The organism is Limibacter armeniacum (genome assembly GCF_036880985.1).
GTDB classification, from domain to species: Bacteria; Bacteroidota; Bacteroidia; order Cytophagales; family Flammeovirgaceae; genus Limibacter; species Limibacter armeniacum.
Genome location: NZ_JBAJNO010000009.1, coordinates 3,000,655 through 3,022,057, shown reverse-complemented (window position 1 = coordinate 3,022,057; position 21,403 = coordinate 3,000,655). Strand labels below are relative to the sequence as shown.

The 21,403-nt window shown below is 39.5% G+C and carries 26 protein-coding genes; all 26 read right to left on the bottom strand.

Going from position 1 to position 21,403, the window contains the following annotated elements; all coding sequences use genetic code 11:
- Positions 1-48 precede the first annotated feature (48 nt).
- The 26 genes from V6R21_RS30300 to rplN all read right to left on the bottom strand — a co-directional run bounded on the left by V6R21_RS30300 (position 49) and on the right by rplN (position 21,390).
- Positions 49-390: an STAS domain-containing protein gene (locus V6R21_RS30300; RefSeq protein ID WP_334247238.1), complete on the bottom strand. Its 342-nt coding sequence runs from the start codon at positions 388-390 to the stop codon at positions 49-51.
- 139 nt (positions 391-529) lie between these two features.
- Positions 530-1,273, bottom strand: a complete 744-nt coding sequence (locus tag V6R21_RS30295; RefSeq protein ID WP_334247237.1) for a shikimate dehydrogenase family protein — start codon at positions 1,271-1,273, stop codon at positions 530-532.
- A gap of 34 nt (positions 1,274-1,307) precedes the next feature.
- A complete protein-coding gene (locus V6R21_RS30290) occupies positions 1,308-2,585 on the bottom strand; it encodes a M16 family metallopeptidase (protein WP_334247236.1) in 1,278 nt (425 codons plus the stop codon).
- A gap of 99 nt (positions 2,586-2,684) precedes the next feature.
- Positions 2,685-3,902 carry a type IX secretion system outer membrane channel protein PorV gene (gene porV / locus V6R21_RS30285; RefSeq protein ID WP_334247235.1) on the bottom strand — a complete coding sequence of 406 codons (1,218 nt, stop codon included), beginning with the start codon at positions 3,900-3,902 and terminating at the stop codon, positions 2,685-2,687.
- A 179-nt stretch (positions 3,903-4,081) separates the two neighbouring features.
- Entirely contained in the window at positions 4,082-7,411 is a 3,330-nt protein-coding gene (gene porU, locus V6R21_RS30280) for a type IX secretion system sortase PorU (protein ID WP_334247234.1), read from the bottom strand.
- Positions 7,412-7,629: 218 nt separating this feature from the next.
- A complete protein-coding gene (locus V6R21_RS30275) occupies positions 7,630-9,582 on the bottom strand; it encodes an ATP-binding response regulator (protein ID WP_334247233.1) in 1,953 nt (650 codons plus the stop codon).
- Between the two features lie 198 nt (positions 9,583-9,780).
- Positions 9,781-10,878, bottom strand: a complete 1,098-nt coding sequence (carA, locus tag V6R21_RS30270) for a glutamine-hydrolyzing carbamoyl-phosphate synthase small subunit (RefSeq protein WP_334247232.1) — start codon at positions 10,876-10,878, stop codon at positions 9,781-9,783.
- Positions 10,879-11,199: 321 nt separating this feature from the next.
- Positions 11,200-11,676: a 50S ribosomal protein L17 gene (gene rplQ, locus V6R21_RS30265; RefSeq protein WP_334247231.1), complete on the bottom strand. Its 477-nt coding sequence runs from the start codon at positions 11,674-11,676 to the stop codon at positions 11,200-11,202.
- Positions 11,677-11,829: 153 nt separating this feature from the next.
- Positions 11,830-12,819: a DNA-directed RNA polymerase subunit alpha gene (locus tag V6R21_RS30260; RefSeq protein ID WP_334247230.1), complete on the bottom strand. Its 990-nt coding sequence runs from the start codon at positions 12,817-12,819 to the stop codon at positions 11,830-11,832.
- A gap of 95 nt (positions 12,820-12,914) precedes the next feature.
- The gene (gene rpsD / locus V6R21_RS30255) at positions 12,915-13,520 is read right to left on the bottom strand and encodes a 30S ribosomal protein S4 (RefSeq protein WP_334247229.1); all 606 of its coding nucleotides are present in this window, start codon (positions 13,518-13,520) and stop codon (positions 12,915-12,917) included.
- A gap of 94 nt (positions 13,521-13,614) precedes the next feature.
- Complete coding sequence (gene rpsK, locus V6R21_RS30250) at positions 13,615-14,007, bottom strand: 30S ribosomal protein S11 (protein ID WP_334247228.1); 393 nt, start codon at positions 14,005-14,007, stop codon at positions 13,615-13,617.
- A 24-nt stretch (positions 14,008-14,031) separates the two neighbouring features.
- A complete protein-coding gene (rpsM, locus tag V6R21_RS30245; RefSeq protein WP_334247227.1) occupies positions 14,032-14,400 on the bottom strand; it encodes a 30S ribosomal protein S13 in 369 nt (122 codons plus the stop codon).
- A gap of 60 nt (positions 14,401-14,460) precedes the next feature.
- Complete coding sequence (gene rpmJ / locus V6R21_RS30240) at positions 14,461-14,577, bottom strand: 50S ribosomal protein L36 (RefSeq protein WP_334247226.1); 117 nt, start codon at positions 14,575-14,577, stop codon at positions 14,461-14,463.
- 271 nt (positions 14,578-14,848) lie between these two features.
- Positions 14,849-15,067, bottom strand: a complete 219-nt coding sequence (gene infA / locus V6R21_RS30235) for a translation initiation factor IF-1 (RefSeq protein WP_334247225.1) — start codon at positions 15,065-15,067, stop codon at positions 14,849-14,851.
- 1 nt (position 15,068) lies between these two features.
- Entirely contained in the window at positions 15,069-15,842 is a 774-nt protein-coding gene (gene map / locus V6R21_RS30230; RefSeq protein WP_334247224.1) for a type I methionyl aminopeptidase, read from the bottom strand.
- Positions 15,842-17,164: a preprotein translocase subunit SecY gene (gene secY, locus V6R21_RS30225; RefSeq protein ID WP_334247223.1), complete on the bottom strand. Its 1,323-nt coding sequence runs from the start codon at positions 17,162-17,164 to the stop codon at positions 15,842-15,844. Before secY ends, map begins: the two co-directional genes overlap by 1 nt.
- 6 nt (positions 17,165-17,170) lie before the next feature.
- A complete protein-coding gene (gene rplO, locus V6R21_RS30220) occupies positions 17,171-17,617 on the bottom strand; it encodes a 50S ribosomal protein L15 (RefSeq protein ID WP_334247222.1) in 447 nt (148 codons plus the stop codon).
- Positions 17,618-17,681: 64 nt separating this feature from the next.
- A complete protein-coding gene (gene rpmD, locus V6R21_RS30215) occupies positions 17,682-17,861 on the bottom strand; it encodes a 50S ribosomal protein L30 (RefSeq protein WP_334247221.1) in 180 nt (59 codons plus the stop codon).
- A gap of 16 nt (positions 17,862-17,877) precedes the next feature.
- Positions 17,878-18,393, bottom strand: coding sequence for a 30S ribosomal protein S5 (gene rpsE / locus V6R21_RS30210; RefSeq protein WP_334247220.1), 516 nt, complete (start codon positions 18,391-18,393; stop codon positions 17,878-17,880).
- 14 nt (positions 18,394-18,407) lie between these two features.
- Entirely contained in the window at positions 18,408-18,761 is a 354-nt protein-coding gene (gene rplR, locus V6R21_RS30205) for a 50S ribosomal protein L18 (protein ID WP_334247219.1), read from the bottom strand.
- 8 nt (positions 18,762-18,769) lie between these two features.
- A complete protein-coding gene (gene rplF, locus V6R21_RS30200) occupies positions 18,770-19,318 on the bottom strand; it encodes a 50S ribosomal protein L6 (RefSeq protein ID WP_334247218.1) in 549 nt (182 codons plus the stop codon).
- An 87-nt stretch (positions 19,319-19,405) separates the two neighbouring features.
- The gene (gene rpsH / locus V6R21_RS30195; RefSeq protein ID WP_334247217.1) at positions 19,406-19,801 is read right to left on the bottom strand and encodes a 30S ribosomal protein S8; all 396 of its coding nucleotides are present in this window, start codon (positions 19,799-19,801) and stop codon (positions 19,406-19,408) included.
- Between the two features lie 62 nt (positions 19,802-19,863).
- Entirely contained in the window at positions 19,864-20,133 is a 270-nt protein-coding gene (rpsN, locus tag V6R21_RS30190) for a 30S ribosomal protein S14 (protein ID WP_334247216.1), read from the bottom strand.
- Between the two features lie 12 nt (positions 20,134-20,145).
- A complete protein-coding gene (gene rplE / locus V6R21_RS30185; RefSeq protein ID WP_334247215.1) occupies positions 20,146-20,691 on the bottom strand; it encodes a 50S ribosomal protein L5 in 546 nt (181 codons plus the stop codon).
- Positions 20,691-21,011: a 50S ribosomal protein L24 gene (rplX, locus tag V6R21_RS30180; RefSeq protein ID WP_334247214.1), complete on the bottom strand. Its 321-nt coding sequence runs from the start codon at positions 21,009-21,011 to the stop codon at positions 20,691-20,693. Before rplX ends, rplE begins: the two co-directional genes overlap by 1 nt.
- Positions 21,012-21,021: 10 nt before the next feature.
- Entirely contained in the window at positions 21,022-21,390 is a 369-nt protein-coding gene (gene rplN, locus V6R21_RS30175) for a 50S ribosomal protein L14 (RefSeq protein WP_334247213.1), read from the bottom strand.
- Positions 21,391-21,403 lie beyond the last annotated feature (13 nt).

The following is a 21,403-nucleotide window of genomic DNA, read 5'->3' as shown; positions in this document are numbered from 1 at the left end:
TTGATGTTTATCTGTTACATGAATTATTTGTCCTAAACACTACATCCCTTATGTGGATGGTAAAACTCTCAAAGCTTCTGAACGGCTTTCTGCTGTCAGAAACACTTTGTCTAGTTTTGTAATTTTAAGGAGTTTGTTGAATTGAGATGGAGGGGATATCAGTACCATGGTGCCCGAAGACTTGTCGAGTAAAGTTAGGATCCTAACGAGTATACTCAACCCTTTGCTATTGATGTGCCCCATTTGAGAGGTGTCTACAATGCAGTTTGTTGTCTGTGAGAGATGCCTTTCGGCAACTTTGTAGAGTTCCTTTTCTTCTGCAAAACCCAGAAGATCACCTTCTATTTTAAGAAGAAGCGTCTTATCGTATAAACTGTATGTCAGCGACACTTTTAGATTTTTTAAAGTTCCAGTTAAGAACTTATCTTCTGCAATTAAAAATCAGTCTTTTATAAATGGTTAAAAACCCAAAAATGGGTTTTTATCAGACTTTCTCACAAATATACTTTTTTAGTAATAAGCTAAAAAATCAATCTTGCATCTGCCATATACTCCAAGCTGCTTCTGCCTGACCCTGAAGCATTTCCATTCCATTTTTTATGTGGGCACCAAAAGCTGCCGCTTTTTTCATAAATGCTGTTTCAGATGGATTATATACCAAGTCGTAACAATAGTGAGATGCTGTCAAATAATGATAGGGAATATCTGGTGCATTTTCTACATCAGGAAAAGTCCCCAATGGAGTTGTATTCACTATCAGGTGTGTGCTTGCCATTACCTCTTCTGTTAAGTTTTCATAGGCAATTACCCCTTCTCTTCTCGTTCTGGACACACTCACAAACTCAATAGTCATACTCTCAAGTACTGCCTTAACAGCTTTGGCTGCTCCTCCTGTACCCAATACCAGAGCCTTCTTTACGTCTTTTGAAACAAAACGTTTTAAAGAATTAGCAAAACCAAAGTAATCTGAGTTATAACCTGTAAGTGTCCCATCCTCTTCTACTTTTATTACATTGACAGCACCTATCTTACCTGCAGTTTCAGGATCCAGCTTGTCCAGAAAAGGAATAACCTGTTCTTTGTATGGAATGGTTACATTTAAACCCAATAACCCTTCTTCTTCTTTCAGTAACTTAGGAAGCTCTGAAATAGAAGGGAGTTCATAGAGGTGATATTCATACCCTTCAATATTTTCCTTTTCAAACTTCTCTGAAAAGTACTTCTGCGAAAATGAATGTTTAAGCGGAAAACCTATTAGTCCTAGTTTATTCATAAGTAAGAGCTTATACCTTCTCTATTAATCACCATTATCCGACTGCCACCTCAATAAATGGACCGTTATAATATTTTTTAGCCATTTCTTGCACCTGTTCCGAAGTTACTGCATCCAGTCTGCTGACATAATGGTCGTAGTAATCAAAATCAAATCCGTTGAAATATAGTTGTCTCATATAATCCAACAAGGACATATAGGAATTAATTGACATTACAAATGTACCTGACATATAAGATTTCACCAATGACAGCTCTTCTGCTGAAACAGGTACCTCTACCAACTGACGAACTTCTTTATAGATTTCTTCAATGGCTAGATCTTTTTGCTTTTTCTGCACATCCGAAGCAATCATAAAATGTCCTTGGTCATGCGTATTGTAACGCCCTGCATAAATACCGTATGTCAAACCTTTGTCTTCACGAATATTACGCATCAGCCTTGACCCAAAGTAACCTCCCAATATTTCGTTCGCTACTGCAAAAGGCACCCTGTCTTCTCCATGTAAGGTAAAAGTTGACCTACCTATTCGCAATGATGTCTGAACTGCCTGATCTCTTTCCTGATATTTTTGATAACCTTCCTCAGTCAATGCAAAGTCAGGATATACGACATTCTGAGTTGAAGCCTCCAGTTTAAGTTGTCCAAAAGTACTATTCAATACTTTTATCTCCTCCTCCTTGACAGCTCCCGCAATAAAAATTACAAACTCTTTTCCTGACACTTCTTGCTGATAATACGCTAATGCATCCTTTCTATCAAATGAGCTTATCTGTTCCTCAGACAGGTCATAACTATATGGATGATCTTTACCATACATTTCTTGTCTGAAAAGTCTGGTAGCAATTATATTATTCTTTTCGTTATTGATCTTCTTATTCTGCAATGTTACACTACGCGCATGCTCAAACTCCTTTTCTGGAAACGTTGCTTCTTCAAATGCTTCTACTACCAATTGTGATACTTGAGGTAAGTATCTGGAAAGGCAATGGGCATCTATAGTAAAAAGGTCATACGCATTTTGTGCATACACTGTAGCGCCCATATCTTCGACCATTTGTGAGATCTGAGCACTTGAGTATTGAGTAGTACCTTCAAAAAGCATCTTAGCTGCAAAGTAAGACGCCCCTTGTACACGCTCTGTCAACTTACCTCCCCTAAAAATCAACTGCATACTCAACACTGGCTGTGTATAAGCATCCAATGCAAATACTTCAATTCCGTTATCCAGCACATACTTCTGAGGTTTTGTCAGATTAAAGTCAGAAACGGGATAAGCAATTGGCGGGACCGTACGATCAAAGACATTCATATATCAGCGCTTTAAATTTATGCAAAAAAGAAAGTGAGTAGTCAGTAATCAAATTTATACTTTCTACTCACTTTATTGAATGTATATAGTGAAATTTTATTAGATATCGTCATCTAACATATCTGTACCTCCAGGTCCACTTGATGATTTACCTGCATCCCCAAAGTTCAGCATGATGGCAAACCTCAAAGTATCTTCCAATGGGTGATTACGCTTATTCGAGATCAGGTAAGAGAAATCAAACCCGAATACTTGGTATCTCAAACCAACACCCAAAGTGAAATATTGTCTATCTCCCTTATTTGGGTTTTCATAAAAGTAACCGAATCTAGCTGCAAACATCTGGTTATACCAATATTCCAAACCTGTTGATATACCAAACTCTTCCATCTCCTCTGAAAAACCTCCTGGTGCATCTGTAAATGAACCAAACATGCCATCAAAAAGAGACTTATCAAGGTGTGAACCATCTTCCTGAGGAGTTGGTACCAAAAGTTTATTAACATCCAATGCCCAAGTAATCTTGTTATATGGATCGAACTCTGTTGTCAATGCTGATCCTAACCTTAGGTTCGTTGGAATAAAATCTTCTTGATTCTCATCAGTATAGCTTAGTTTCAAACCTACATTGGATAGATTCGCTCCCAATGCAAATTTGGACTGGTAACCAGCAATTGTCAATTCTGGATTTTCCCAATATGCAGATACATCAAATGCTACTGAGTGGCCTGGACGACTATCTAAGCCTGTCGATGTCGAACTACCATTGATTGACCCAGCAAGATTTGAATAAATATATCTACCTGATACCCCCATACTAAACCTCTTTGAAAGTTGCATCGCAAAAGTTGCATCAAAAGAGAATTCACGCGGGTTGAAATTTCTTGTTTCATTCCCCAAATCATCCGTAAACTGGATATCTCCCAAGTCAAAGTAGCGCATACTCATTGCCACTACCTGTCGTTTGTTCAGCTTATAATAACCTGACAAATAAGAAAGGGACATATCGTCTACAAACTTAGCTAACCAAGGGTTGTATGCTAAAGATGCTCCAAAATTGTCTTTTGCAAAGGCTAGCTTTGCAGGGTTCCAATACGTTGCGTTGGCATCTGGTGAAGTAGCTGCTCCAACGTCACCCATACCTGCACTGCGTGCATCAGGAGCAATCATTAGAAATGGTACTGCTGTGATAATAGGGTTTCCTTCCTGACCAACTAATTGGCCTGGAGAGGTTACGGGCTGTTGCTGTGCATATATTGAGACTGTTGCCAATAAACTTAGCAAAGCAGAAAAAAATAATGGTTTCCTGTTTTTCATAAGAGAAAATAACGATTGACGTGTGTGTAAAAAGTTACTACATTTTGAGTAATTGTCTCCTCTATAAGCAAGCACTATTTGTAATGATTAACGAAAAAGAAACTTTTCTGATTTTCAGCAAATTTAACATTTACTAATTCAAAGAAAAATTGTCACATATAATAGTTTCATCAAGCCTTTCAATTATTTAATATCAGCTTCATCACTTTCATACCTGACAAACCACTATTTGTACCTCTGATTGATACTTTACACAGATAAAGACCACCTATCAACCTACCTCCATTTTCCATTTGACGGTTCCATTGTATCTCAACACTTTCTTCAGCATTATACACAGTCTTGTCCATTGTAGCAATAACCTGACCTGATATAGACAAAATATCAACTCCTATTTCTAAATCCTCCCCTCCATAATCGTGATTCAGCCTAAAATTTATCAATTCATCAGCTGGATTAGGATATACATTTGCAGTAAAATTGAACATCTCATCTTCACTAACTGTAAAGCTTATACGTGCAGACGCTTCATTATTATAAGTATCCCATGCAATTAACTCTAGCTCATGTACTCCCTCTGAAAGGTTTGTCATAGGAAAAGCAATCTCTCCTGAAGTATAATCATCAACTGTAGTGCTGAAATACTCATTTAATGTCCCATACTCTTCCCCATCTAACCAAAGTGTAATGTCATGACCTAAACCAATACCTGATATATTGATTCCGTTTTCATCCTTTAGTTTAGCCAACAATAGTGCATCTGGACGAACAACTCCTCCATTTTTAAAGGATTCATTGTTCATGAAAAGTGAAATCTCTGGAGCTGTATTATCTGTCTCTGCATTAATAGTACTACCTCCTACAACTACCTTATCACTAAAACCACTTGCATCTCTATTAGCAGAATCGACATATGCGTATAAACTTACTTTTCCTTCTCCAAACTTGTAACGGATATCTTTTGGTACTACAAAGCCTACTTCAAACAATCCGTTCTTAACAGTAGCTTCTCCTCTGAAAATAATATTTTTACGTGCATCATATTCAAAGACTGTCTCAGGCCCATCATTACCTAATGTCTGCTGCCTACTTTTTTTCTCATAGACAGTTACATTTACCTTTCCATTAAAATCAGTTGAAAGATTACTTCCACTTTGAACCTCCCCTGACAAAACAACTTTTTCAAGGGCTTGTAGGGTATCGCTATCCTGTAATAGCGCTCCATTTACATGAGTAATGTAAGCTCTCTCTTCTGGGTACACCAGTCTCATTGATGGATCCCCCAATAAGGTAAAGTTACGGTTTGAAACTCCTGACAAACTTCCATTTTTTGTCATTCTGATAATATCCCCCAACCTTGGCATCTCATCACCAACTTCTTCTCCAAAAAGTACACTGTAAAATGCTTTGTTAAGCTTAAAGTTGGTGTAAGACACTACAGGTCTAGTTGTTGTTAACAATGCAATTGCACCACCTTTGGGACTTAGAATTGCCTGTTCCGCTCCTGAGCTAATGGTTGGGTCATCATAACGCCCAAATTCGCATGTCGCTGTTAAAAGCAATGGGAGTTTATGGATATTACTCCAGTTGTTTAATTCTGTTGTTTCGAGAATACGTTCAGAAGTCCATGCAGATATTGAACCATGTCCACTGTAGTTCATTACCAAAGCGCCTTGATTGACTACAGCTTCATTCAGTGCTTGTCTACAATACGGAGACAAAGCCCCATTTGCCGTTGAGACCTTTTCAAAATCATCTACAAATAACCTGTAAGGATTTAAGCCTGGGTAAGTATTTTCGACAAATGCAGCCAACTCATCTGCCTGTTCTTGATGGGTATTATTATCACCATCATCTGCCACAAAAACTACACGTTGTTTCCAAGTGCCCTGTCCATTTGTTGTTGTATGGTAGTGTATAATCTTATCCACAACTGTCGTTGCTTCTTCAACTGTCTTAACGGGCAAACGACCGACCCCTATTTCCAAATCATACTCATCGGCATAAACGGATTCAAAGTCTTCTTTCCACTCCCCTTCATTTTCATCCATAAAACCAAAAAAGTCATCTGAAGAAAAAGTCTTAGTTGGGTAAAAAACTTCTCTTGCCTCATAAACAGGCACTAAACTTCCTTTGATACCTCGGAGACTTTTATAGTCATAAGAAGCATCTCCAAATAAAAGCAGGTACTTTAGTTTTGTCGATTTTTGGTAAAGCACTTTCACAAAATCACGTATTGCCACCACGTCTTGCTTACCAGAGGAAAACTCATTGTAAATTTGGCTTACCTTCACAACTTCCACCTTCAAGTTATCATGCTGTAATCTAAAATCTGCGAGTCTTTGAGCCTCTGCTTCAAACTCATCATATACGACGATCAGCATATCAGGAACTGATATACTGTACAAATCCTGATTACTTACCTTACTAACAAATGTCGGATTTGGAAAATCAGCACCCTGAAAGGCTATAAAATGAGGGACACTGCCATTACTTTTTCCTACAAATATTCCATTACTTCCTGACAGTTGGTAAGGTAGCTTCTTTGCACTAACAGGGTCTGAGAGATCCCATATCTGTAAAGTATTATCAACGCCTGTAATGTTATAAGCAACACTACTTTGTTCAAGCGCTTCAGGGAAGTACATATCATTGAAATCTCCATTCAATGCTAGCTTTCTGGGGACATTAAGCGTATAGAAATTTAAATACCCTTTTGAGTCTGTATCCGGTTTATTATAACTGACTTGAAAATCAATTTCTGCTGAACTCGACAATACTGCTTCCATCTGTAATTCTTGTATATTGCCTTGACGTCCATACTTATAAGAGTTATAAGATGACGCTCCATCAACATGGATTTCACCAATTTCCTTACCGTTCAAATTTGCTGTAAAAGCTGACTCTGATCTACTCTTGGCTGCAACTGATAGTAGCAACTTTATTGGTTCATTAGCAATAGCCTGAGTCGAGTGACTAAAGTTACGAGACAGTTGTGTATCGAAAGTTTCTCCTAACCAATATCTACCTGAAGGTTCAGAAAGAGCTGTTTGTAACTCTTCCTCATGATGTATGACTTCAATATAGTTTTGTATCGGTGTTCCCTCATAAGCATTACTTTCTGCCTGACTCAACCTTTCCCCTTCACTATCCCCTATTTTCAGGTAATAGTAATTGGCATTACTATATAAATTAAGCTCATAACGTAAAAAGTCATTCAAAGAATCATAGTAGATAGCATCTGGCCCTTCAGCATAAAAAAGGATATAATCACTTTCATCAAAGCGTCCATCCTCTTCTCCTTTTACCCAAATGGCATTTTCCTGTAAACCTTGATACCTATCTACATTATTGGCTTGAGCGAGCATACCACCCGGATTACCTAAAATACTAAGGTTTTTAGGGTTCAAGTTATTTAAGTCCACCCCCATTGTTACCAACATGTTGGCATCTATTTTATATATACCCGTCTTCTCTACCTCAAGCTTGTAAAGCTCGCCATCAGCCATTATTCCCGGTTGGGCATAACTTTTAAGGCACATGAATATTGATAACAGGGTAATGAGTCTGCTACTATAGTTTATATATTTTCTCAACATCTTAAAAAAATGGAGGTTTGGCTATCAGAAATGATTCTCCTAATCAATGACAAATTAAGAAAAGTTTCATGATTTATCATTCAATACCAATCTCTTGCTCCCTTCCCGCCGTCACTTGTTATAAATTTTTACTCTAATGTTATTTTCTTCCTAAGATACTTGTCCACAATTGGTAATAACTTATCAAAGTCTATAGGCTTCACAATATAATCGTTTACACCTTTACTGAGTGCTATTCGTTGTTGTTCCGTAAAAGCGTCCGCTGATACAGCTACTATAGGTACTTCATGTAAATTTTCCATTTTTCTGATTTCTTTCGTTGCCTGAATACCATCCATCTCAGGCATATGCATATCCATTAAAATCAGGTCCGGTTTTATTTCCCTTAGACTATCCAAACACTCCCTTCCGTTCTCAGCAGTTTTAATCTCAATATTGAAACGTTTGAACAAGGCTCTTAAAATCTGCAAGTTTAACTTGTTGTCATCCACTACTAAAATCACATTGTCATCTTCAAATGTTTCTTTCGCCTTTTCAATCAAGTCTTTTGCTTTAATCTTTGGTACCTCGGCCTCCACAACAGGAATACGAATAAAGAACTTGCTCCCAACTCCTTCAACACTTTCCAACCATACATCCCCTTTCATTAACTCAACCAATTTTTTGGTAATAGTCAAGCCTAACCCTGTCCCTCCGAATTTCCTCATTATACTGTTATCAGCCTGCTCAAATGGCTCGAACACTTTTTTGAGTCTATTCTCAGGAACCCCTATTCCTTCATCTGATACTTCAAACAAAATGTGACCTTCTTCATATTGGGCATTCATCAGTATCTTTTTCCCTGAAGAAGTAAACTTGATAGCATTGGACACTAAATTCATAAGTATCTGATTGAGTTTGGTCCTATCCGAATAAATATATTCAGGAATAAGCTTATCAAAATTATAGGAGAATAGTATACCCTTTTCTTCTGCCCTATTCTTATTGATATGAAATACGCTAGAAAATAGCTGTTGAATATTGATATTTTCTGAAGACAGTGTCATTTTGCCCGCCTCTATTTTCGAAATATCCAATATATTATTGATCAGCTCTGTCAGGTTCTGACCACTTTGCATAATATTCCCCAAAAACTGTTTAAACTCCTCATCAACCTTCTCTAAGTCAGGGTTCAGCAAAAGTAATTTACTAAACCCGACAATGGCATTTAAAGGAGAGCGTATCTCATGGCTCATATTGGCTAGAAACTGCGTTTTTGCTTCATTAGCCACTTCTGCTTTTACCTTTGAATCTTCAAGCTCTATTGTTCTTTGCTCAACCTTATCTTCCAAAGTCCGTTTATACTCTTCCAATTCTTGGTTGATTCTCATCATTTCTGACTGGCGTTCAAACAGTTCTTTTTTTGAGCTGATTAATACTTCATGCTGTTTCAGAATCTGGTCTTTCTCCTCTTTCAACCTCTCAAGAAGCTGTCTGATTTTCTCTTCATGCTGATAGTTAGTTTTCTTAAGTAAATAGAAACCAACCAAGACAAAACACAGCAAAAAAGCGATCATAGAAGTTAAGATTATTTCCTTCTCTGGTAAGAAGGGAAAATCTCGCCTTGTTACACCAAGCCATTCATATATATAGGGAGATAAGAAAAAGAGCAGAACAGGCACCAATACAGTCAGCTTTAACTCCTTCTGCTGTTTATATTCAAAAAACACAAAAGGGATACAAGCAAAAAGCACATAGATTAACAATTGAGCATAATAACCCACAATTCCAGTATTGGTAGTCCCATTTACAACTGCATAAAAAATCAAAATGGATATCACTACAGGGGGGAAGACACAAAGTAAGACTCTGGAGAGATTAATATACCCTTTAAGGTTTAACATCAATACTCCAACTGAACAGAGAATATAAAAACATGAGCCAATTATGGTCAGTTTACTTTCGATGGAAATACCTATTAGTGCCATTAACGAGAACCAGATAATCATAATCATGGCTACCTGATTGGTCAACACCAAACTACGGTCATCGATATCTTTAGGAAGGTGGCTATTTCCGATATTTGATAGTCTATTCCACATTCGTTATAAAATATGAAAAGTTAGTCTAAATGGGTTTTAAGATAAGTCATGTATAACATTAAAGGTTGAATGACTTCAGACTTAATAGATGTAGTTTACAACAATTATCAATAAATGTAAATCCCTGAAAAAGAAAAGGTTCCATTTGTGTAATACAAATGGAACCTTTTTATAACTAAACAGTCTCTATTACTCTGATTAGTTGTTAGATCTGATCATATCAATGAACTGATCAAACAAATATCTCGAGTCATGTGGCCCTGGAGATGATTCAGGGTGATACTGTACTGAGAATGCTTTCTTATCCTTAACTCTGATACCTTCTACTGTATCATCATTCAGGTTGATGTGTGTAACTTCTACGTTGTCACTGTTTTCTACATCCTCTTTACTTACTGTAAAACCATGGTTTTGTGAAGTAATCTCACTCAGTCCTGTCACCAAGTTTTTCACAGGGTGGTTCAAACCTCTATGGCCATGGTGCATTTTATAAGTAGAGATTCCAGATGCAAGTGCCAAAATCTGATGACCAAGACAGATACCAAACACAGGCATATCATCTGCCAATATTTCTTTTACTGTGTCTACAGCATAGCTCATCACAGATGGGTCACCAGGTCCATTTGAGATAAAGAAACCATCAGGATTCCACTTCTTCATTTGTTCGTAAGAAGTTTTCGCAGGGAATACTTTACAGTAAATACCTCTCTCTGTCATGTTCTCAAGAATCGATTTCTTGATACCGATATCTAATACTGCTACTTTAATCGGTGCATGAGGGTCTCCCATGAAATATCTCTCCTTGGTACTTACCAATGAAGACAACTCTAGCCCTTCCATGCTTGGAGTTGCTTCCAACTTCTCCTTGATTTTCTCAATATCATCGGTTTCCGAGGAAATAATAGCATTCATAGCGCCCTGCTGACGGATATGTCTAACAAGCTTTCTTGTATCAATATCGGCAATACCCACGATGTTCGCTCTCTCAAGGTATTCCTGAAGAGACCCTTCAGATGTCTTTCTAGAGAAGGTGTTTGAAAACTTCTTAACCACCAATCCTCTAATTTGAACCTGTGTAGACTCATCTTCTTGAGACAGTGTACCGTAGTTACCGATATGAGACGTTGTGTTCACGATGATTTGTCCATAATAAGACGGGTCTGTATAAATTTCCTGATAACCTGTCATCCCTGTATTAAAACAGATTTCACCAGCAGAAGTTCCTATCTTACCAATGGCTGTACCGTGAAAGGTAGTGCCATCCTCGAGCATCAAAATAGCAGCTTGTTTCTCCATCTATTCAAGTCCTTTTATATTTACAAATTGCGCAAAGGTAATAAATTAATAATGAACCTATTAGAGTAATGCTTAGAATATTTAAACAGTCTGTAGAAATTATTTTAATTTTTATTTCAAATTCATTGCGTTTTCCACTCTTTTATTTAGAAAAATTGAGATTCAACAAAACATCAATCTTTTTGAACACTGTTTAATTTTTTTTTTCATCAGCTCCTCCAAATATATTCAGGGCATAAAAAAAGGGAAACAGTCAACTGACTGTCTCCCTCGACATTTCTTCTAAAGCATTTTATCAATACTGTTAGACACATTTTCAGATTATTCAGCTGATTCAGTGTTTTCAGTAGTTGAAGAAGTATCAGCTGAAGCTGAACCTTTCTTTCTTCTGCTTCTTCTAGTAGTTTTAGTACTAGTTGCACCTTTAGGGTTGTAGATTTCGTTGAAGTCTACCAACTCGATCATCGCAGTTTCAGCACCGTCACCAAGACGTCTACCAGTTTTGATGATACGAGTGTAACCACCTGGTCTGTCCGCTACTTTGTCAGCAATAACACCGAAAAGTTCTTTCAGAGCCTCTTTGTTTTGCAGGTAAGAGAATACAACTCTTCTTGAGTGCATAGTATCATTCTTTGCCTTTGTAATGATAGGCTCAGCAAACTTACGAAGAGCTTTCGCTTTCGCTAAAGTTGTGTTGATTCTTTTGTGCTCAATCAGAGAGATTGTCATGTTTGTAAGCATCGCATTTCTGTGCGCTGCTTTTCTACCTAGGTGGTTAAATTTTTTACCGTGTCTCATTATTCTACGATTGTTAGCAACCAGCCGTATTAGGTACTGATGCTTTAATATTTAAAATAAACAACTTTATAGTACCAGCCGTATTAGGTACTGGCACTCTGTAATGAATAACTGAAGACTTCAAATAATGGCCTAATAGTTATTCATTACTTATTAATCTTCATCCAGTCTGTACTTTGACACGTCCATTCCGAAGGTTAATCCTTTTTCGGCAATCAGTTGCTCAAGCTCAGTAAGTGATTTCTTACCAAAGTTTCTGAACTTCATCATGTCCGAGATCTCCAGAGAAGCCAAATCACCTAGTGTTTTCACATCGGCTGCTTTCAGACAGTTGTATGCCCTTACTGATAGATCCAACTCAGAAAGTGGAGTCTTCAGCAGTTTACGCATATGTAGGAATTCCTCATCAATTGGCTCGTCCTCTTTCTTATTAGGCAAGTCCAATGTCATTGTCTCATCAGAGAACAGCATGAAGTGCTGGATAAGCACGCGAGCTGCACCTTTCAAAGCATCCTCTGGGTGAATTGAACCATCAGTTTCAATGTCCAAGATAAGCTTTTCGTAGTCAGTTCTCTGCTCAACCCTTGTATTTTCAACACTATACTTCACGTTTTTGATAGGCGTAAAGATCGCGTCAATTGGAATATAACCAATTACTTCGTCGTTGTTCTGCTGCTCTTCAGCAGGCACATAACCTCTGCCTTTAGCCAAAGTTAGCTCCACCTGAAGGTTTACGGATGGGTCCAAATGGCAAATAACGAAGTCTGGATTCAAGATCTGGAAATCATCAGTAAACTGATTGATATCTCCAGCCGTGAATTTATCCTTGCCACTCAGGTTAACGTTGATCTTGAAGTTAGGCTCTTCAGACATCTTTTTGAACCTCACTTGCTTGAAGTTCAAAATAATCTCCGTCACATCTTCAACAACCCCTTCAATAGACGAGAACTCATGCAGCACATTCGGGAATTTAATTCCCACAATGGCATGCCCCTCCAAGGAAGAAAGAAGGATTCTTCTTAGAGCGTTACCTACCGTAACCCCGTATCCTCTTTCCAGTGGCTTGAATTCAAACAGACCGTGAAAGTCATCTGCTTTTTCCATCACCACCTTATCAGGCATTTGAAAAGCTAAAATGGACATATATGACGTTGTTTTTTCTGGATTTTGTATGAATGAAATATAAAACAGCCTTTAAGATATAAAAATATCTTAAAAGCTGTTTCGCAAGTATTAAATTACTTAGAGTATAGTTCGACGATCAGTTGCTCCTGAAGGTTTTCAGGGATATCCTCTCTTTCAGGGAGATTCAGGAACTTACCAGCCATCTTCTCAGCATCCCACTCCAACCAAGGGTAGGCAGAACGCTGACGTCCAGAAACTGACTCAGTGATTACTTTCAGCGCTTGAGACTTACCTCTAACACTTACAATATCACCTGGCTTCAGCGTGTATGAAGGGATGTTTACAACCTCACCATTCACAGTAATGTGCTTGTGCGATACAAGCTGACGAGCACCTCTTCTTGTAGGAGCGATACCCAGTCTGTAAACAGTATTATCCAATCTTGCTTCCAGGTATTGCAACAAGTTTGTACCTGTAATGCCTGGTTTTGCAGCAGCTTTCTTGAATAGGTTACGGAATTGTTTTTCCAATACACCGTAAGTGTATTTAGCTTTCTGCTTAGCAGCAAGCTGTACCGCGTATTCAGACTGCTTTCTTCTTCTATTTTTGCCGTGCTGACCTGGAGGGTAGTTCTTCTTCTTCAGCTCTTTGCATGCCCCGAAAATTGGATCATTGAACTTTCTAGCAATTTTCGACGTAGGCCCAGTATATCTAGCCATTTTTCACCAAAATTTTTCGTATAAAAATATATTAACTAATGATCTCTGCCGTGGCTTGCGGCAGACTATTGTTGCCCAAAAAGGCGAGCCATAATTAGACTCTTCTTCTTTTCGGAGGACGACATCCGTTGTGAGGTAGTGGAGTACGGTCTTTGATAGACGTTACTTCGATACCTGAGTTTTGGATAGTTCTGATTGCAGACTCTCTGCCTGAACCTGGTCCTTTAACAAACACCTCTGCTTTTCTCATGCCCAGATCGTACGCTACTTTAGCGCAATCTGTTGCTGCTTGTTGAGCTGCATAAGGAGTGTTCTTTTTCGATCCTCTGAAGCCCATTTTACCTGCAGAAGACCATGAAATCACTTGTCCCTCTAGGTTAGTGATCGAGATGATAATGTTGTTGAATGTGGCCTGAACGTGTACTTGACCTACAGACTCAACCTTAACAACTCTCTTCTTAGCTTTGTCTTTTCTCTTCTGAGCCATTGCTAATAATGTCTATTAAATCAATTATTTCTTCTTGTTAGCTACTGTCTTTCTCTTACCTTTTCTGGTACGAGCGTTGTTTTTAGTCTTTTGACCTCTAACAGGTAGACCTCTTCTGTGTCTCAGACCTCTATAACAACCGATGTCCATCAGACGTTTGATGTTCAATTGGATTTCTGACTTCAGCTCACCTTCAATTTTGTGCTCATTGTTGATGATGTCACGGATAGCCATTGACTCCTCATCCGTCCAGTCCTTAACCTTCTTGTTTTCGTCAACACCTGCTTTAGCAAGGATCGAAGAAGCAGAAGTGTTACCAATTCCGAAGATATATGTAAGAGAAATTACACCTCTCTTATTATCCGGAATATCAACTCCTGAAATACGTGCCATTTTAATACTGTTTGTACTGTGAATTATACTTTTTTAAACACTTTGTACGCAAGCGACATCTTAACCTTGTCTCTGTTTGTGACGAGGGTTCTTTTTGTTGATGATGTAAAGCTTGCCTTTACGTCTGATGATTTTATCATCAGAACTTCTCTTTTTGATTGAGGCTCTAACCTTCATAGTTCCTGATTTAGAAAACTTAAAATAAAAATCCCTGAAAGTTTATATATTTAAGGTAAGTAATCCCACCCGCAAGTAAAAAAGCAAAATTAAAAGGGCATAGTTCCCCCTCCTAGTTATTAATTGTTAATTCCTCTAGCAATCAACAACTTGCTTTATTTTGGATCGTCATTTCCTTATTTATCTCGTCAACTTTAGGACTATTATTCCCGAGTTTAGTATTCCAGTTGTATCAGCCTCATTTTGTTCAGAAGCGTCATTACTGACCAGATTACTTGTAACGGTAAACAATTCTTCCCTTAGTCAAGTCGTAAGGAGACATCTCCAGTTTCACACGGTCTCCTGGCAGGATACGAATGTAATTCATTCTCATCTTACCAGAAATATGAGCGACTACCTGGTGACCATTCTCCAGTTCAACACGGAACATTGCATTTGAAAGTGCTTCAACGATCGTACCGTCGAGTTGGATGTTTGATTGTTTCGGCATACTAGAATTTGTAAACTTCTTCTATATACTTAAATGTGGTAAGAACTTCTGTCTGATCGTTATGAGCAGCTACTGTATGTTCGTAATGCGCAGATGGCTTTCCGTCTCTAGTACGGATCGTCCAACCGTCAGCATCTTGTACAATACCTTTGCCACCCAAGTTAATCATTGGCTCAATCGCGATCACAAGACCGTTTTTGATTTTCAGTCCTCTACCTCTTTTTCCGTAGTTAGGAACCTCAGGTTTTTCATGAAGACTCTTCCCTAACCCGTGTCCAACCAACTCTCTCACGACTCCATAGCCATGCTTTTCAGCGTGCTGCTGTACTGCAAAGCTAACATCACCGATACGGTTATTCACCTTCATCTGCTCTATTGCCAAATAGAGTGACTCCTTGGTTACCTTCAGCAGCTGCATTACTTCAGCAGAAACATTTCCTACTGGATAAGTATATGCACTGTCTGAGTGAAATCCTTGGTAGTAGACACCGCAGTCAATAGAAACAATGTCTCCATCCTGTAGTCTGTAATCATTCGGGATACCGTGCACTACTACATCATTTACTGACATGCATAGTGACGCTGGAAATCCGTTATAATCCAAGAAGGAGGGGTAAGCCCCATGATCCTTGATAAATTCTTCAGCGACCTTATCAAGTTCCTTGAGACTAACCCCTACTTTGATGTTTTTTGCAACCTCAGCATGAGCACGACCCAAAAGGTCTGCACTTTCACGCATCAGCGCAATATCACTGTCTGTTTTGTAATAAACCATTAGGCCATTGCCACGTTTTGTCTTCCCTTAATGTTACCCGACTTCATCATGCCCTCGTAGTGTTGCATCAACAAGTAAGACTCAATTTGCTGAAGCGTGTCAAGAATTACTCCTACCATGATGATCAATGAAGTACCACCATAGAATCTAGAGAATGTCATGCTTACGCCAAACAAGTGAGCAATTGCAGGAAGCACTGCTACGATCGCCAAGAACAGGGCACTTGGAAGTGTGATTCTGTCCAAAATTACACTGATGAAGTTTGAAGTAGCCTCACCTGGTTTAACACCAGGAACGAAAGCATTGTTTCTCTTCAAGTCATCTGCCATCTGATCAGGATTGATCGTGATAGCTGTGTAGAAATAAGTGAACAGAAGAATCAATAGACCGAAGGTAACGTTATATGCAAGCGACGTAAAGTCAGAGAAGTTTTGAGCAACCCAACCTGCAGCATTACTCTCATCAGCCCAAATGTTTGCGATCAACGACGGCAGGAACATCAGTGACTGCGCGAAAATAATTGGCATTACGTTCGCCGCATTAACTTTCAATGGAATGTATGACCTTTGACCTGTTTTCAGCATTTTCTTCTTTCCTCCAGCTCCTACTACTTGTCTTGCGTACTGAACAGGTATCTTCCTTACTGCTGTTGTAAGCAGTACAACACCCATTACCACGAAGAACAAAGCAATAATTTCTACTACTAGCAGCAGTGAACCACCGCGAGTTGTGAACTCTTGGTAAATTGCTGTAGGGAACCCAGAGATAATACCGATCATGATCAGCATGGAAATACCATTACCAATACCTTTTTCAGTAATTTTCTCACCGATCCACATACAGAACACAGTGCCTGCAGTCAGAATTACCATTGAGGAAATGTAGAACAGCCTTTGGTCGATTCCGATAGCTTCATTAGGGACAGTGGTAGCCAAGTACCCAGACCCTTGAGCCAACGTAATCAGGATGGTCAACACCCTTGTAATTTGGTTGATTTTCTTTCTACCAGACTCACCTTCCTTCTGCAAACGCTGGAAGTAAGGTACTGCCATACCCATCAACTGCACCACAATGGATGCCGAGATGTAAGGCATGATACCAAGCGCAAAGATAGAGGCACGGTTAAATGCTCCACCCAAGAAGATGTTCAGAAAGTCCAAAAGACCTCCTGACTCACCTGTCAGTTTGCTTGGATCAACTCCTGGCAAAACGATAAATGAACCTAATCTAAATACAGCAAGGAAACCCAGTGTATAGAAAATTCTATCCCTGAGTTCCTCAATTGAAAAGATGTTCCTTAGTGTCGTGAAAAACTTTTTCATTGCTCCTTATAGTGTGTTTGCTTTTCCGCCAGCTTTTTCGATTGCCTCTTTAGCTGATGCAGAAAACGCGTGTGCCGATACCTCCAAAGATGCCTTCAGCTCACCTCTACCTAATACTTTCACCTTGTCGTTTTTGCTAGCAAAACCGAATTTGATGAAGTCTTCTGCGGCAAACGAGGTAAGACCTTTGGCCTCCGCAAGTTTTTGTAGTGTATCCAGGTTTACAGGAGTGTATTCAACTCTGAATGGGTTCTTGAAACCAAATTTCGGAACTCGTCTTTGCAGTGGCATTTGACCACCTTCGAAACCGATCTTTTGGCTATAGCCAGATCTAGACTTGGCACCCTTATGACCTCTCGTAGAAGTGCCTCCTCTGCCAGAACCTTGACCTCTACCAACCCTCTTGTTGTTTCGTACAGATCCCGCAGCCGGACGTAATGTATGTAGTTTCATGATCTATTTTCCGATTGAAATATCTCAATAGTACTAACGCATAGACGCAAAAGTACAAAAGATATTATAACTCTTCAACTATTACTAAGTGACTTACTTTTCCAACCATCCCCAAGATCTGAGGTGTAGCTTCGTGTTCTACGGTCCTGTTGATCTTGCCCAGACCTAGCGCTTCGATTGTACGCTTCTGATTTTCAGGCCTTTTGATGGTAGATCTTACTTGAGTGATTTTGATTTTTGCCATCTCCTCTTCGATTTAATTATCCGTTAAACACTTTGCTCAGTGTAACACCTCTTTGCTCAGCAACCATGTAAGGGTCACGCAACTTGATCAGTGCATCGAATGTTGCCTTAACTACGTTGTGAGGGTTAGATGAGCCCTGAGATTTTGCTAATACGTCGTGTACACCCGCAGACTCCAATACTGCACGCATCGCACCACCTGCGATAACACCAGTACCTTTTGAAGCCGGCTTAATTAGTACATTACCACCACTGTATTTGCCTTTTTGAGCATGAGGGATAGTACCTTTCAGTACAGGAACCTTGATCAGATTCTTTTTCGCATCATCGATACCTTTCGTGATTGCATCAGTTACCTCATTTGCTTTACCCAAACCGTAACCTACAATACCATCACCATTACCAACAACAACGATAGCTGAGAAGCTGAATCTTCTACCACCTTTTACTACTTTGGCAACTCGTTTGATGGCTACTACTTTCTCTGTAAGTTCCAGGTCGGTTGATCTTACGTTTTTGATGTTTTGTTTCATTCTTCCTAGACTTTTTAGAATTTCAATCCACCTTCTCTAGCACCATCAGCCAAAGCCTTCACCTTACCGTGGTACAGGTAGCCGTTTCTGTCAAATACTACTGAAGTAACACCAGCAGCCGCTGCTTTCTCAGCAAGTTTCTTGCCTACCTCTGTCGCCAAAGCGATGTTTGCAGACTTGCTATCAGGCTTAATTTCCTTTGATGAAGCTGCTACCAGAGTGTGGCCTTTTATATCATCGATCAGCTGAGCAGTGATCGCTGTATTGGATTTGTAAACAGAAAGTCTTGGTCTCTCAGCTGTGCCGGAAACTCTTTTTCTGATAATCCTTTTTATTCGGAGTCTTCTTAGATCTTTCTTAGTGGCCATGTCGCTTATTATTTACCAGTTTTACCTGCTTTTCTTCTGATTTGCTCACCTACGAATTTCACACCTTTACCTTTGTATGGCTCTGGCTTTCTCAGTGACTTAAGCTTTGCGGCAACTTGTCCAACAAGCTGCTTGTCAGTACTCTCAAGGTGTACGATTGGAGCCGCACCTTTAGGAGTTTCTGTAGACACTGATACTTCTTTAGGAACTTGAAGGATAATCGAGTGTGAGTAACCCAAGTCCAGATTCAATAGGTTGCCTTGGTTAGTAGCTTTAAAACCTACACCAACCAATTCAAGCGATTTTTTGTACCCCTCAGTAACACCAACCACCATGTTGTTGATCAGCGCTCTGTAAAGACCGTGCATAGCTCTGTGTTCTTTTGCTTCAGAAGGTCTTTTTACTTCTACCTGTCCATCAGCAACTTCAACAGTGATATCATTCTTGATCTCTTCGCTAAGCTCTCCTTTTGGACCTTTTACTGTTACTACGCCATTGTTGAATTTTACTTCAACGCCTGACGGGATAGTAATAGGCTTTTTACCAATTCTTGACATTTCTCTAATAATTTAGGCTTAAGGCATCAGAACTCAATGAGTTCCGAGCGGTCAGCTTTTTGAAATATTAATTCCCTCCTTAACGGATTAGTATACGTAGCAAAGCACTTCGCCACCTACGTTCAGCTCGTTAGCTTCCTTGTTAGTCATTACTCCTTTAGAAGTAGACAGGATAGCTACACCCAGTCCGTTCAGTACTCTTGGCATTTCTTTCGCCTTAGTGTACTTTCTCAGACCTGGACGAGAGATTCTCTCCAGCTTCAGCATTGCAGGCTGCTTTGTCACCGGGTTGTACTTCAAAGCGATTTTGATCATACCTTGAGTATTCACACCGTCCTCGAACTTGTATCCCTGAATGAAGCCCTTTTCGTGCAACACTTTAGTCATCTGCTTCTTCAAGTTAGAAGCAGGCACTTCCACGATCCTTTTGTTAGCGCGGATAGCGTTTCTAAGTCTTGTCAGGTAATCTGCTATCGGATCCATTTATTCAAATATTTATGCACACAACAAAGTTGTATGATTGAAGTCTGTCAAATGATTAAATCTTACCAGCTTGCTTTTGTTACGCCCGGTATTTTACCAGCTGAAGCCATTTCACGGAATGTCACCCTTGAGATACCGAATTTTCTCATGTAACCTTTAGGACGACCAGTCAGCTTGCAACGGTTGTGAAGACGAACAGGAGATGAATCTCTAGGCAGCTTGTCAAGTGCTACATAGTCACCAGCCTCTTTCAGCTGCTTTCTTTTTTCAGCGTACTGTGCTACTAGACGCTCTCTTTTTCTTTCTCTAGCTTTTACTGCTTCTCTTGCCATGTGATTAAGTTTTTATTTTTTGAAAGGCATTCCGAAAAGTTTCAGAAGCTCCAGTGCTTCCTCATCAGTTGGAGCTGTTGTAGTGAAAGTGATATCCAAACCTGTCACTTTCTTTACTTTCTCAATAGAGATCTCTGGGAAGATAATTTGCTCTTTCAAGCCCAGTGTATAGTTACCTCTACCGTCCAGCTTCGTCTTAATTCCGTGGAAGTCTCTCTCACGTGGCAGAGCAATTGAGATCAGTCTGTCTAAGAACTCGAACATTCTCTCACCTCTCAGTGTCACTCTCGCACCAATCGGCATACCTTCTCTCAGTTTGAAGTTCGCGATTGATTTCTTTGCGATTGTAGGAACAGCACGCTGACCGGTGATCAATGACAGTTCTTCAACACCAATATCAACTAGTTTCTTATCAGCAACAGCGTCACCAATACCTCTGTTGATTGTGATTTTTTCCAGCTTAGGCACTTGCATTACAGACTTGTACTGGAAGCGCTCCATCAGTGCCGGAACTATCTCCTCTTTATATTTTGCTTTAAGTCTTGTTGGATTTGCCATCAGTCAATAAATTCTCCAGTTTTCTTAGAATATCTTTTCAGTTTGCCAGTAGCCTCATCAATCTTGCGACCTACCTTTGTCTTCTCGCCCGATTTAGGATCGATCAGCATTAGGTTTGAGATATGGATAGATGCCTCTTTCTTCTCAACACCGCCCTCTGGCTTCTCTGCTGTTGGCTTGATGTGCTTCGTCACCAGGTTTACCCCTTCAACGAATGCTCTCTGCTTTTCACGGTCAACTTTCAGTACCACACCTTCTTTAGCATTGTGGTTACCTGTGATCACCGCTACTTTATCTCCTTTTTTGATATGGAATTTCATGTCAGTGAGTTTATAGTACTTCTGGTGCCAGTGAAACGATTTTCATAAACTGCTTCTCACGCAGTTCTCTTGCCACAGGGCCAAATACACGTGTACCTCTTGGTTCATCTTGTGTATTCAACAGTACTGCTGCATTGTCTTCGAAACGGATATAAGAACCATCTTTTCTTCTTATTTCCTTCTTCGTTCTTACAACAACCGCTTTAGAAACAGTACCCTTCTTGATGTTTCCAGAAGGAACCGCTGACTTCACTGTCACAACGATTTTGTCTCCCACTGTAGCGTAGCGCTTGCCAGTACCTCCCAGTACGCGAATACACAGTACTTCTTTAGCACCTGAGTTATCCGCCACGTTCAGTCTTGATTCTTGTTGTATCATTGTATGATCCTAC

What these genes read in the sequence shown, in the direction of transcription:
- V6R21_RS30295 (WP_334247237.1), bottom strand. Translation starts at nt 1,273, where the DNA reads ATGAATAAACTAGGACTAATAGGTTTTCCGCTTAAACATTCATTTTCG.
- V6R21_RS30290 (WP_334247236.1), bottom strand. Translation starts at nt 2,585, where the DNA reads ATGAATGTCTTTGATCGTACGGTCCCGCCAATTGCTTATCCCGTTTCT.
- porV (WP_334247235.1), bottom strand. Translation starts at nt 3,902, where the DNA reads ATGAAAAACAGGAAACCATTATTTTTTTCTGCTTTGCTAAGTTTATTG.
- porU (WP_334247234.1), bottom strand. Translation starts at nt 7,411, where the DNA reads ATGGCTGATGGCGAGCTTTACAAGCTTGAGGTAGAGAAGACGGGTATA.
- V6R21_RS30275 (WP_334247233.1), bottom strand. Translation starts at nt 9,582, where the DNA reads ATGTGGAATAGACTATCAAATATCGGAAATAGCCACCTTCCTAAAGAT.
- carA (WP_334247232.1), bottom strand. Translation starts at nt 10,878, where the DNA reads ATGGAGAAACAAGCTGCTATTTTGATGCTCGAGGATGGCACTACCTTT.
- rplQ (WP_334247231.1), bottom strand. Translation starts at nt 11,676, where the DNA reads ATGAGACACGGTAAAAAATTTAACCACCTAGGTAGAAAAGCAGCGCAC.
- V6R21_RS30260 (WP_334247230.1), bottom strand. Translation starts at nt 12,819, where the DNA reads ATGTCCATTTTAGCTTTTCAAATGCCTGATAAGGTGGTGATGGAAAAA.
- rpsD (WP_334247229.1), bottom strand. Translation starts at nt 13,520, where the DNA reads ATGGCTAGATATACTGGGCCTACGTCGAAAATTGCTAGAAAGTTCAAT.
- rpsK (WP_334247228.1), bottom strand. Translation starts at nt 14,007, where the DNA reads ATGGCTCAGAAGAGAAAAGACAAAGCTAAGAAGAGAGTTGTTAAGGTT.
- rpsM (WP_334247227.1), bottom strand. Translation starts at nt 14,400, where the DNA reads ATGGCACGTATTTCAGGAGTTGATATTCCGGATAATAAGAGAGGTGTA.
- rpmJ (WP_334247226.1), bottom strand. Translation starts at nt 14,577, where the DNA reads ATGAAGGTTAGAGCCTCAATCAAAAAGAGAAGTTCTGATGATAAAATC.
- infA (WP_334247225.1), bottom strand. Translation starts at nt 15,067, where the DNA reads ATGCCGAAACAATCAAACATCCAACTCGACGGTACGATCGTTGAAGCA.
- map (WP_334247224.1), bottom strand. Translation starts at nt 15,842, where the DNA reads ATGGTTTATTACAAAACAGACAGTGATATTGCGCTGATGCGTGAAAGT.
- secY (WP_334247223.1), bottom strand. Translation starts at nt 17,164, where the DNA reads ATGAAAAAGTTTTTCACGACACTAAGGAACATCTTTTCAATTGAGGAA.
- rplO (WP_334247222.1), bottom strand. Translation starts at nt 17,617, where the DNA reads ATGAAACTACATACATTACGTCCGGCTGCGGGATCTGTACGAAACAAC.
- rpmD (WP_334247221.1), bottom strand. Translation starts at nt 17,861, where the DNA reads ATGGCAAAAATCAAAATCACTCAAGTAAGATCTACCATCAAAAGGCCT.
- rpsE (WP_334247220.1), bottom strand. Translation starts at nt 18,393, where the DNA reads ATGAAACAAAACATCAAAAACGTAAGATCAACCGACCTGGAACTTACA.
- rplR (WP_334247219.1), bottom strand. Translation starts at nt 18,761, where the DNA reads ATGGCCACTAAGAAAGATCTAAGAAGACTCCGAATAAAAAGGATTATC.
- rplF (WP_334247218.1), bottom strand. Translation starts at nt 19,318, where the DNA reads ATGTCAAGAATTGGTAAAAAGCCTATTACTATCCCGTCAGGCGTTGAA.
- rpsH (WP_334247217.1), bottom strand. Translation starts at nt 19,801, where the DNA reads ATGGATCCGATAGCAGATTACCTGACAAGACTTAGAAACGCTATCCGC.
- rpsN (WP_334247216.1), bottom strand. Translation starts at nt 20,133, where the DNA reads ATGGCAAGAGAAGCAGTAAAAGCTAGAGAAAGAAAAAGAGAGCGTCTA.
- rplE (WP_334247215.1), bottom strand. Translation starts at nt 20,691, where the DNA reads ATGGCAAATCCAACAAGACTTAAAGCAAAATATAAAGAGGAGATAGTT.
- rplX (WP_334247214.1), bottom strand. Translation starts at nt 21,011, where the DNA reads ATGAAATTCCATATCAAAAAAGGAGATAAAGTAGCGGTGATCACAGGT.
- rplN (WP_334247213.1), bottom strand. Translation starts at nt 21,390, where the DNA reads ATGATACAACAAGAATCAAGACTGAACGTGGCGGATAACTCAGGTGCT.